The organism is Sunxiuqinia sp., assembly GCF_055140945.1.
Window position 1 is genome coordinate 1 of record NZ_JBSQYS010000072.1, and the last position, 9,928, is coordinate 9,928.

Genomic DNA, 9,928 nt, shown 5'->3' on the forward strand with positions numbered 1-9,928 from the left:
TGTCAGATTGTTTTTTTGCTTGTAAATTTCAGCCATATCAAGATACATACCCGGATCGCTATAATTTAAGGTGGCAGCCTGATCGAACCATTTTATAGCTAAATCAGCTTGGTTTGCACGAAAAGCCATTTTCCCTGCTTCAGAATAATATGCCGGATTAATTTCATCTTCTTCCATTTGTTCTTTTTCAAAAAACAATCGCCAGTTTTCGGTTGCAGCCTCGTAATTTCCTTCGGCAACAGCTTGTTCTGCTATTGTTCGATACGATGTGGTGACCTTTGGAGTGCCGCATCCTGCAAATGCAATAAGAAGTATGATGAGAAATTTTCCTGTTTTAAAATTCATTGTTCAATTTTTTAGTTAAAACCGATCTAAGTAGCGCAACTATTGTACCAGCAGACTTCAATCGACTAGTTCAATTGCCAATTAGTCCGGTATTTCAGTTTTGAAAAGTAAAGGCAAAAGTGCGCAAATTAGTATAAAACAAAAGGCATTCCAGCAATTTGGGATGCCTTAAAGTGAATTGATCATTATTTTTTGTCAGACTTGATCAAAATTAAAATTGCTTGAAAAAGTCGTTGCCTTTGTCATCAACGATGATGAATGCGGGAAAATTCTCTACACGTATTTTACGAATAGCTTCCATTCCTAATTCTTCAAAATCGACTACTTCAACAGACTTGATGCTACTTTTTGCCAAAATTGCAGCTGGCCCACCAATTGAACCTAGATAAAAACCACCATATTTTTGACAGGCATCAGTAACTTGTTGCGACCGGTTTCCTTTTGCCAGCATAACCATTGAGCCACCCAGACTTTGGAACAGGTCAACATACGGATCCATGCGCCCGGCTGTAGTTGGTCCAAAACTTCCGGAAGCCATGCCTTGTGGAGTCTTCGCAGGACCTGCATAATAAACAGGATGCTTTTTGAGATACTCAGGCATTTCTTTGCCCTCGTCAATCATTTGCTTTAAGCGGGCGTGTGCCATATCGCGAGCTACGATCAACGTACCTCTCAGGTTTAGGCGGGTTTTAATGGGGTATTTGCTTAGCTCGGCCAACACTTCTTCCATTGGGCGATCCAGATCAATATCAACAGCAGCAGCGAGTTCCGGAGCTTGTTCCGGCAAGTATTTTGACGGTTCTTTCTCCAGCTGCTCCACAAAAATACCTTCTTCGGTAATTTTCCCTTTTATGTTACGGTCGGCGCTACAACTTACTCCCAAGCCAACAGGACAAGAGGCTGCATGCCTCGGCAGGCGAACTACGCGCACATCATGGACAAAATACTTTCCACCAAATTGAGCTCCGATTTCACTATCCTGGCAAATTTTTTGCACTTTTTCTTCCCATTCCAGATCGCGGAAAGCCTGACCGCCATCATTTCCTTCAGTTGGCAAATGATCGTAATATCCGGCCGAAGCTTTCTTTACGGTTGCCAAAGTAGCCTCAGCCGAAGTTCCTCCAATGACCAAAGCCAAATGGTAAGGTGGGCATGCTGAAGTTCCCAGATCTTTAATTTTCTCTTTCACAAACTTAGTCAGGTTTTCTTCGTTCAACAACGACTTGGTTTGCTGATAAAGGAACGTTTTGTTACCCGATCCGCCGCCTTTAGTTACAAATAAGAACTCGTATGCATTTCCTTTTTCAGCATAAATATCGATTTGAGCCGGCAAGTTGGTTCCGGTGTTTTTTTCTTCAAACATTGAAAAAGGAACCACTTGCGAATAACGCAAATTGCGATTGAGGTAAGTATCATAAATACCTTTTGAAAGGTGTTCAGCATCGGTAGCACCGGTATAAACATCTTCACCTTTTTTAGCCACAACAATAGCTGTTCCTGTATCCTGGCAAGTTGGTAGTTCACCTTCTGATGAAACCACCTGATTCATTAACATGGTATGCGCTACAAAACGATCATTGTCCGAAGCATCTTCGTCACTCAAAATATGTTTTAATTTTTCCAGATGTGTTGGACGCAAATAAAAAGAAACGTCAGCAAATGCTTCCTTAGCAAGAATTTCTAGTCCTTTCGGGTCAACTTTTAAAATTTTACGGCCATCAAACTCTATTGTTGAGACGTATTCTTTGGTTAACAAACGATAAGGAGTGGTATCATTTAAGATAGGAAATGGTTTTTGATACTTAAATTCAGACATAGTATTGTGTAATTCAAAAAGGTTATTAATTAAATGGTCTATTCAAACGTTTTAGCCTATTTTTTCGAAAGGCTAGCAAATATAGGGATAATCAAAAAACATGCAGATTGATTTACCACATTTTTAGTTAAGGCCAGTCAATTCTTCATACAACCTTTACATTTTCTTGGTCTGTGCTTTTGCTAAATAAGACTCAACCAGCTTATTGTATGCCTCAATAAGCTTCCTCATGGGTTCATGATTGACATTATACCTTTGACTACCAATGCCATAAATGGGCAAAACCCTGGGAGAAGTGCCGGTAAAGAAAGCGGCATCATAATCAGAAATAGATAAGTAGAAAACAGGCTTTTCAATATAGTTGTATTTAAGTTCTGCCAGACACTCCAATATTTTCCGCCGAGTGATTCCGGAAAGAATATGTTCTGATGGCGCGGTATAAAACGTATCTCCTTTCACAAAAAAAATATTTGTGCGACTCCCTTCTGTTACATATCCTTCTGAATCGACCAAGATTGCATCATAAATCATTTCTTGCTGAATAAAACGGTTAGTTTCTTCCCGCAGTTTTTGCTGAACGATTTTAGCTTTCGGCATCGAACGCTCAAGCTCCATCAAACCTGCCTTAACTCCATTTTTATAATCATCGGTTGTCGGATAGATATGAGGAATTAAATAATAAAACGCAGCCTGGTTACCACGACCTACCTGAACCAATACTTTTATATTTCCCTCACGAATGCTGTTCGCCTGAATCAACTGCGCAATATTATCTTCAAACTGATGAAAGGTAACATCCAACTGAACTCCGGTTAATTGAGCTGATCTTTTCAAGCGGTTATAATGTGATTCAGCAAACAAACAGACGGAACCAATTATTCTCAATACTTCATAAATTAGTATCGCATCAGACGCTAAAACTTCAACCTGATCAGTCCGAAATTTATGATTGTCTTTAATAAAATATTCTCCTTTATTATCTATCATATTTTGATTGTCAATTAAAATTGCAACAATGATATCAAACCAAATTTACGAAGCTTAGGTTTAGATTGCAATAACGCTCAATACTTACTGATACTTTCATACGGGAGAATAGGAATGATGTTGAGACTAAAATGTGTGACCCGGTTTCAAACGAAAGTTGCGAACATATTGAGAGAGCTATGAGAAGAGTATATTGAAATAAAACAGACAAAAAAAAGAAGCCATGTGTTGGCTTCTTTTCTGATTATCTTCGGTACGAGCGGGATGAACCGTTTCGTTTCGGGGATTTGTTTCGAGAGGCGAAGTACTCCTGTTTGCGCTGGCGTTTTTCCTTTTCAAAAGCTTTCTTTTCCTTTTCGGTCATTGGCTTTTCTGTTTGCGGAAAAGGATTATTCTGTACCCGTTCAATTTTTTGATTAATTAGGCGTTCAATGTCGCGGATATACTCATTTTCCTCCGGCTCGCACATGGATATCGAAATACCTTCTTCACCTGCCCTGCCCGACCGTCCAATACGGTGTACGTAGGTTTCAGCCACATTTGGTATATCGTAATTAATCACGTATTTCAATTTATCAATATCGATACCACGGGCAGCAATATCAGTCGCTACCAGCACCCTTATTTCACGATCCTTAAATTTGGCCAGCGCCTTTTGCCTTTGGTTCTGCGCTTTATCTCCATGAATAGCAGCTGCAGCAATGTTCTGCTTTTTGAGGTTTCGCACGATCTTATCTGCGCCATGCTTAGTCCGCGAAAACAGTAGCACTTGATCCAAATTCTGATCTTTCAAAATATGAATAATCAGGTCTTTTTTGTCGGCTTTATTCGTAAAATACAAATATTGCTGAATCGTATCGGCAGTAGATGAAACCGGGCTTACCTCCACTTTTTTAGGATCCTTTAATATTTTATTTGAAAGCTCAACAATATTCGCTGGCATAGTGGCCGAAAAGAATAGCGACTGCCTTTTGGATGGCAGTTTGGCAATAACTTTTTTGATTTCGTGTACAAACCCCATGTCCAACATGCGATCAGCTTCATCCAATACAAAGTATTCGATGTGGTCAAGCGAAATAAACCGCTGATCCATTAAATCGAGTAATCGTCCGGGGGTGGCTACTAAAATATCGACACCTTGACGTAAAACATTGGTTTGTGCTCCTTGTTTAACACCACCAAAAATAACCGTATTCTTCAGTCCGGTATACTTTCCATAAGTTGCAAAGCTTTCACCAATCTGTATGGCCAGTTCGCGCGTGGGCGTAATAATCAACGATCTTAACTGGCGTGGCCGCTTGCCTTCTCTTCTATCCAAAAAAAGATGCTGAAGAATGGGAATTGCAAATGCTGCTGTTTTTCCGGTTCCGGTTTGTGCACTGCCCAATACATCATGTCTATTCAGTATCAGTGGGATCGCTTTTTCTTGTATGGTGGTAGGGTTAACGTAATTTTCATCTTTGAGAGCCTTTAAGATCGGCTCAATCAGTTCTAATTCTTTAAATTGCATGTAATAAAATTTGTTCCCATCTGGAAATTGGCGAGAAACTTCGAGGGAGGTCAATAAAGGACACAAAGGTAGTATTTAATTTGAATGTGGGTAATAATCAAAGCAAACGTATTTGAAAAAGGCAAAAATTAAGTATATGAATATCAACAACAAATCTTACAACACTTACGCAAGACAGCATACCTGTCTGATAATCAATCGAAAACAATTCGAAAAAATAAATTCCTACCGTGTATTTCAGAAATAGTTGATCCTTTTATTGAGAGAACTAAATGTTATTTCTTCCGACGATATCGTGTTTGCTGCCATTAGTTACGTGCTTAGTAGAGATGAAGTTCGGTTAATACAAACAAAGATGGAGAACAAACCGACAGGAGTAACTTGCCTGTCAAAGCTCATTCGTAATTAACTTGTAAATACATTTGCAATGGATTGAAGAGCATAGAGACCAAATTTCGCTGAAAAATGATTAATTTTAGTCCCATTAATGAATCAAAAAAAAAGAATTATATTATGAACAATGATCGTATTTACTCTGCGAAGGAGTCTGAAGATAAAGACAAGAAACAATCGGTAAAACATCAAATAGAGTCTAACTTCCTGAAAAAAAGACAGATTTTTCTTTGGGGACCTGTTGATGACGAATCGGCTGAAGATATTGTCAGCAAATTGTTATACCTCGAATCGGTTGATGCCGGCAAACCCATTACCTTTTTTATCAATAGCCCGGGGGGCATGGTTACTTCAGGATTTTCAATTATGGACACCATGAACTTAATTTCATCCCCGGTTTCAACGGTGTGTATGGGATTGGCTGCTTCAATGGGATCAATCCTGCTTTCGGCAGGCGAAAAAGGCAAACGATTTATTTACCCTTACGGAGAAGTGATGATTCACCAGCCCAGCATAGGCGCACTGAGAGGACAAGCCAGCGATTTGGAAATTCATGCCAAGCAAATTATTAAAACAAAAAACCTATCGGCCGAAATTTTAGCGAAAAATACAGGCCGATCGTTCGACCACGTCTTGGCCGATTTTGATCGTGATTATTGGATGAATGCTGAAGAGTCGCTAGACTACGGGATTGTTGATGGAGTTTATTCGATTGATTAAATCATTCAAACCTTCCAAGTGAAAACAAAAAAAGCCCGTCATTTTACAAAATGACGGGCTAATAATTTTATGCTGTCCGTTTATTCGGCAATCGAAATCGCGTCAACCGGGCAAACTTCGGCACAAGAGCCACAATCGGTACAAAGATCTGCGTCAATTGTATAAATATCACCTTCAGCAATCGCGTCAACTGGACATTCATCAATACATGTTCCGCATGCAATGCACTCATCTGAAATTACATAAGCCATAACACTTCTTTTTTTAAAGTTAGAGATTAGCAGCAAAAGTACAAAGTTTGGTATAAAATAAAAGAAATTGAGAAATAAATTTAGCTTCTATAAAATAACTGTTAAATCACAATTAAAGTACGTGTAAATATGCCTCATTTTTCGTAATGAGGCATTACCCAATTGTTTGCAAGAATAAGCACAGTCAAATACTATTTTGAACGTTCTACTTTTTGCTGCTTTTCAAAGTATTTGCAAACTTCGGTTAACCCGCACTTGTTGCACTTTGGAGTTCGTGCCAGGCAAGTATAGCGTCCGTGCAAAATAAGCCAATGGTGCGCTAAAGGAACAATCTCACCCGGAAAATACTTCATCAATTCTTGCTCAGTAGCCAAGGGTGTTTTCGAATTTGTCGTCAGCCCTATTCGGTTGGCCACGCGAAAAACATGTGTATCGACTGCAAAAGCCGGCTTTTCATAAACAACCGACGCAATCACGTTGGCAGTCTTTCGTCCCACCCCCGGGAGCTTTTGTAGTTCTACTACATCGTCAGGCACTACCCCCTCAAAATCGCCAACCAGCATTCTAGCCATGCCCACCAAATGCTTGGCTTTGTTGTTCGGATAGGAACATGAACGAATATAATCAAACACTTCAGCAGGTTCAACTTCTGCCAGTTGCTCGGGCTTAGGAAATCGCTTAAACAACTCGGGAGTTATCTGGTTGACCCGCTTGTCGGTACATTGAGCCGATAAAATAACAGCAACTAATAGTTCATAGGGATTGCCATATTCCAACTCGGTTTCCGCAATCGGCATAGCTTTTTGAAAATATTCAATCACTCGCTGGTAACGCTCTTTCTTTTGCATGCTTATCTTCATTTAGGATTGTAGAAAACAAAAATAGAATTTCCAGTCGGAACAAACAGACCGGCATCTGGTTTATTTGATAGAATCAAAAAACGATACTCTCATATTGCCGATATTAATTTCTATTTTTGCGCAAAACAAATAGATATGATCCCTTATTTACAAGCTGAGGCTATTTCGAAACGCTACGGAGAACAAATGTTGTTCGAGGCTATTTCTTTTACCATTTTTAAAGACCAGAAAGTGGCCTTAATTGCAAAGAATGGTGCCGGAAAAACCACGCTTATGGAGATCATAGCCGGATTGGATACGCCTGATGAAGGTCAGATTACGGTAACCAACGATATTAAAATTGGCTACCTGAAACAAGACCCCAATTTGAACGAAAACCTAACGGTGTTGCAGGAAGCCCTCCGGTCAGACAATCCGGCACTGGATGTAATTGCCCAATTTGAAGCGGCTGTAACGCACAACAATCAAAAGGAAATTGAACAGCTGACCACAAAAATGGAAGAGCTGAATGCCTGGGACTTCGATGTTCGTGTTAAACAGGTTTTGAGCCAGCTGAAGATCAATGATTTCGACCAGCCAATCAGGGAACTTTCCGGTGGTCAGAGAAAGCGATTGGCACTAGCCAATGTATTGGTAAACGAACCCGACTTGCTCTTGTTGGATGAGCCCACCAACCACCTCGATTTAGATATGATTGAATGGCTGGAAGCCTATCTGGAGAAAACCAATTGCACCTTGTTTATGGTTACTCACGACCGTTATTTTCTCGACCGGGTTTGTAACGAGATCATTGAAATTGACCAGAACCAAACTTACGATTATCAAGGCAATTACAGCTATTACCTGGAAAAACGACAAGAGCGGATTGAGCAACAACAAGCATCGACAGAAAAAGCGAAAAACCTGTTGCGCACCGAGCAGGAATGGATGCGAAGAATGCCCAAAGCACGCAGCCATAAAGCCAAATACCGGGTTGACGCATTTCATGATTTAAAAGAAAAAGCCGGTCAAACCCGGCAGGAAGATAATCTGGAGTTGAATGTTGCGTCAGCTCGCCTGGGAAATAAAATACTTGAGCTGGAAAACGTTTCAAAAGGATATGGCGATTTAAAATTGATTACCGATTTCAGCTATAAATTTTCGAGGTTCGAGAAAGTTGGAATCGTTGGAAAAAACGGAACCGGAAAATCAACTTTCCTTAATGTGATCACCGGTGGCGTAACTCCTGACTCCGGCTCCATTGACTGGGGACAAACCATCAAAATTGGATACTATCGTCAGGAAGGTATTGATTTTAAAGCGGATGAAAAAGTCATCGACGTTATTAAAAACATTGCCGAAGTTGTTGAGTTTGAAGATGGCCAAAAAATGACAGCCAGCCAACTGTTAACGCGCTTCCTGTTTCCGCCCGAGGTACAGTATAATTTTGTGGAGAAACTGAGTGGCGGCGAACGTCGTCGGCTTTACCTGTGTACCATTTTGATGGGAAACCCCAACTTCCTGATTCTGGATGAGCCAACCAACGATTTAGATATTATGACTCTGAATGTGCTGGAAGATTATCTGGCCGCTTTTGGTGGTTGTGTGGTTATTGTTTCGCACGACCGTTATTTCATGGATAAAATTGTAGATCACCTTTTCGTATTCGACGGTGAAGGGGCAATTCGGGATTTCCCGGGTAATTACACCATTTACCGAAATCAGCTCGAAGCAGAGGAAGAATCGCGTAAAAAAGCTGAAGCCGCATCGAAACCAAAGCCAATTCAAGAAAAGCCAAAAGCAAAATCCTCTCAAAAGATGAGTTTTAACGAGAAGCGCGAGTTTGAACAATTGGAGCAAACCATCAAAGAATTGGAAACTGAAAAGGCTGAATTGGAAGTAGCCATGAATTCCGGTGAACTCTCAAACGACGATTTAATCGAGAAATCAAACCGTTTCTCAGAAATAACCGATGAACTTGACGAGAAAGAAATGCGCTGGCTGGAGTTGAGCGAAAAGAGTTAATACCGAACCCTATTCTTACAACCCTTGCGTCCTCGGTCATCCAAAACTCAACAGACTTCTGCTATCCCATTTTCAATCATCATTCTGGCGAAGGCCGGAATCTATCGGCGTGTTAACCCAAACCTTTGACTGAAAATATTACACGGATTATAAATTCGTAGTTAAATGGTTCGAATTGCAACTTCAAACAAGCAAGACCAACAACATTTCTCTTTTTTTGTCAGTACATTTTATTTAAATAAATGAGTAGGCGGAATAACAAAAACGTTACGATATAAACAACTCTTTTCGGCTACTTGTGACAACTCAGCCAAAGAAAACGCCGGGATTGAATTCAGAAAGCAATGAAAGGGAACTGATTCTTAACAAAGTTAAACTTACTTCACAGCAATGGTTTCAATCTCAACCAGCACACCCAATGGTAATTCTTTAACTGCAAATGCAGCCCGGGCTGGTGGATTCTCACTATAGTATTTCCCGTAAACATCGTTCATGGCTTTAAAATTTGCCATGTCGCTTAATAAACAAGTTGACTTGACAACATCGGCAAATGCGTAGCCGGCTTCTTTCAAGATCGCACCAATATTTTTCATCACCTGCTCGGTTTGCTCTGTTATTCCGCCTTCAACAACTTTTGCAGTTGATGGATCGATCGGAACTTGTCCGGAAATATAAAGGGTATTATTCACCTCAATAGCCTGAGTATATGGGCCTATCGCCGCTGGTGCATTGGGAGTAGAAATTATTTTTTTCATTTGATCAATTTTTAATTTATTAGAATCGTATTTTTCGAAAACCAGAGACCAATGATCTCCATACAATTTTACAAATAAACTAATTTTCATACGGACTTGTTTTCGTATTTTTAGAGCAAATTTGAAATTATGACTTTCGGAACCATTAAAGAGCAAATTGAAAAGCTTCGCAAAGAGCTCGAAGAGCACAACTATAATTACTATGTACTGTCGAAACCAATTATTAGTGATTTTGATTTTGACATGAAGCTCAAAGAGTTGGAGAAAATCGAACAAGAACATCCTGA

Annotated in this window: 10 protein-coding genes; 3 read left to right on the forward strand and 7 right to left on the reverse strand. The window is 40.0% G+C overall.

All coding sequences use genetic code 11. From position 1 onward, the window contains the following. From ACTB00_RS19570 to ACTB00_RS19585, 4 genes are all read right to left on the reverse strand, one after another. On the reverse strand, nt 1-345 hold a 345-nt coding region (locus ACTB00_RS19570; RefSeq protein WP_463301597.1), incomplete at its 3' end, for a tetratricopeptide repeat protein. A gap of 211 nt (nt 346-556) precedes the next feature. Next, the gene (locus ACTB00_RS19575) at nt 557-2,161 is read right to left on the reverse strand and encodes a fumarate hydratase (RefSeq protein ID WP_463301598.1); all 1,605 of its coding nucleotides are present in this window, start codon (nt 2,159-2,161) and stop codon (nt 557-559) included. A gap of 156 nt (nt 2,162-2,317) precedes the next feature. Continuing rightward, on the reverse strand, nt 2,318-3,148 hold the full coding sequence (locus ACTB00_RS19580) for an aminotransferase class IV (protein ID WP_463301599.1): 831 nt from the start codon (nt 3,146-3,148) through the stop codon (nt 2,318-2,320). Nucleotides 3,149-3,392: 244 nt separating this feature from the next. Next, nucleotides 3,393-4,658 carry a DEAD/DEAH box helicase gene (locus ACTB00_RS19585; protein WP_463301600.1) on the reverse strand — a complete coding sequence of 422 codons (1,266 nt, stop codon included), beginning with the start codon at nt 4,656-4,658 and terminating at the stop codon, nt 3,393-3,395. 465 nt (nt 4,659-5,123) lie between these two features. Here ACTB00_RS19585 and ACTB00_RS19590 point away from each other — a divergent pair, with 465 nt between their 5' ends. Continuing rightward, nucleotides 5,124-5,771 (forward strand): ClpP family protease, encoded by a 648-nt coding sequence (locus tag ACTB00_RS19590; RefSeq protein ID WP_463301601.1) that lies wholly within the window; start codon nt 5,124-5,126, stop codon nt 5,769-5,771. A gap of 80 nt (nt 5,772-5,851) precedes the next feature. Here ACTB00_RS19590 and ACTB00_RS19595 read toward each other — a convergent pair whose 3' ends face one another. Together ACTB00_RS19595 and nth are read right to left on the reverse strand one after the other, a co-directional pair. After that, nucleotides 5,852-6,022 (reverse strand): DUF362 domain-containing protein, encoded by a 171-nt coding sequence (locus ACTB00_RS19595; protein ID WP_082326626.1) that lies wholly within the window; start codon nt 6,020-6,022, stop codon nt 5,852-5,854. Nucleotides 6,023-6,213: 191 nt separating this feature from the next. Further along, entirely contained in the window at nt 6,214-6,870 is a 657-nt protein-coding gene (gene nth, locus ACTB00_RS19600) for an endonuclease III (RefSeq protein ID WP_463301602.1), read from the reverse strand. 147 nt (nt 6,871-7,017) lie between these two features. Here nth and ACTB00_RS19605 point away from each other — a divergent pair, with 147 nt between their 5' ends. Next, the gene (locus ACTB00_RS19605; protein WP_463301603.1) at nt 7,018-8,886 is read left to right on the forward strand and encodes an ABC-F family ATP-binding cassette domain-containing protein; all 1,869 of its coding nucleotides are present in this window, start codon (nt 7,018-7,020) and stop codon (nt 8,884-8,886) included. 377 nt (nt 8,887-9,263) lie between these two features. On the opposite strand, the gene ACTB00_RS19610 is transcribed toward ACTB00_RS19605, so the two are convergent. After that, nucleotides 9,264-9,641: a RidA family protein gene (locus tag ACTB00_RS19610; RefSeq protein WP_463301604.1), complete on the reverse strand. Its 378-nt coding sequence runs from the start codon at nt 9,639-9,641 to the stop codon at nt 9,264-9,266. A 129-nt stretch (nt 9,642-9,770) separates the two neighbouring features. Here ACTB00_RS19610 and ACTB00_RS19615 point away from each other — a divergent pair. Beyond that, nucleotides 9,771-9,928, forward strand: a 158-nt coding sequence (locus tag ACTB00_RS19615) for a DNA ligase LigA-related protein (RefSeq protein WP_463301605.1), incomplete at its 3' end; no start/stop codon positions are given.

What these genes read in the sequence shown, in the direction of transcription:
- ACTB00_RS19575 (WP_463301598.1), bottom strand. Translation starts at nt 2,161, where the DNA reads ATGTCTGAATTTAAGTATCAAAAACCATTTCCTATCTTAAATGATACC.
- ACTB00_RS19580 (WP_463301599.1), bottom strand. Translation starts at nt 3,148, where the DNA reads ATGATAGATAATAAAGGAGAATATTTTATTAAAGACAATCATAAATTT.
- ACTB00_RS19585 (WP_463301600.1), bottom strand. Translation starts at nt 4,658, where the DNA reads ATGCAATTTAAAGAATTAGAACTGATTGAGCCGATCTTAAAGGCTCTC.
- ACTB00_RS19590 (WP_463301601.1), top strand. Translation starts at nt 5,124, where the DNA reads ATGATTAATTTTAGTCCCATTAATGAATCAAAAAAAAAGAATTATATT.
- ACTB00_RS19595 (WP_082326626.1), bottom strand. Translation starts at nt 6,022, where the DNA reads ATGGCTTATGTAATTTCAGATGAGTGCATTGCATGCGGAACATGTATT.
- nth (WP_463301602.1), bottom strand. Translation starts at nt 6,870, where the DNA reads ATGCAAAAGAAAGAGCGTTACCAGCGAGTGATTGAATATTTTCAAAAA.
- ACTB00_RS19605 (WP_463301603.1), top strand. Translation starts at nt 7,018, where the DNA reads ATGATCCCTTATTTACAAGCTGAGGCTATTTCGAAACGCTACGGAGAA.
- ACTB00_RS19610 (WP_463301604.1), bottom strand. Translation starts at nt 9,641, where the DNA reads ATGAAAAAAATAATTTCTACTCCCAATGCACCAGCGGCGATAGGCCCA.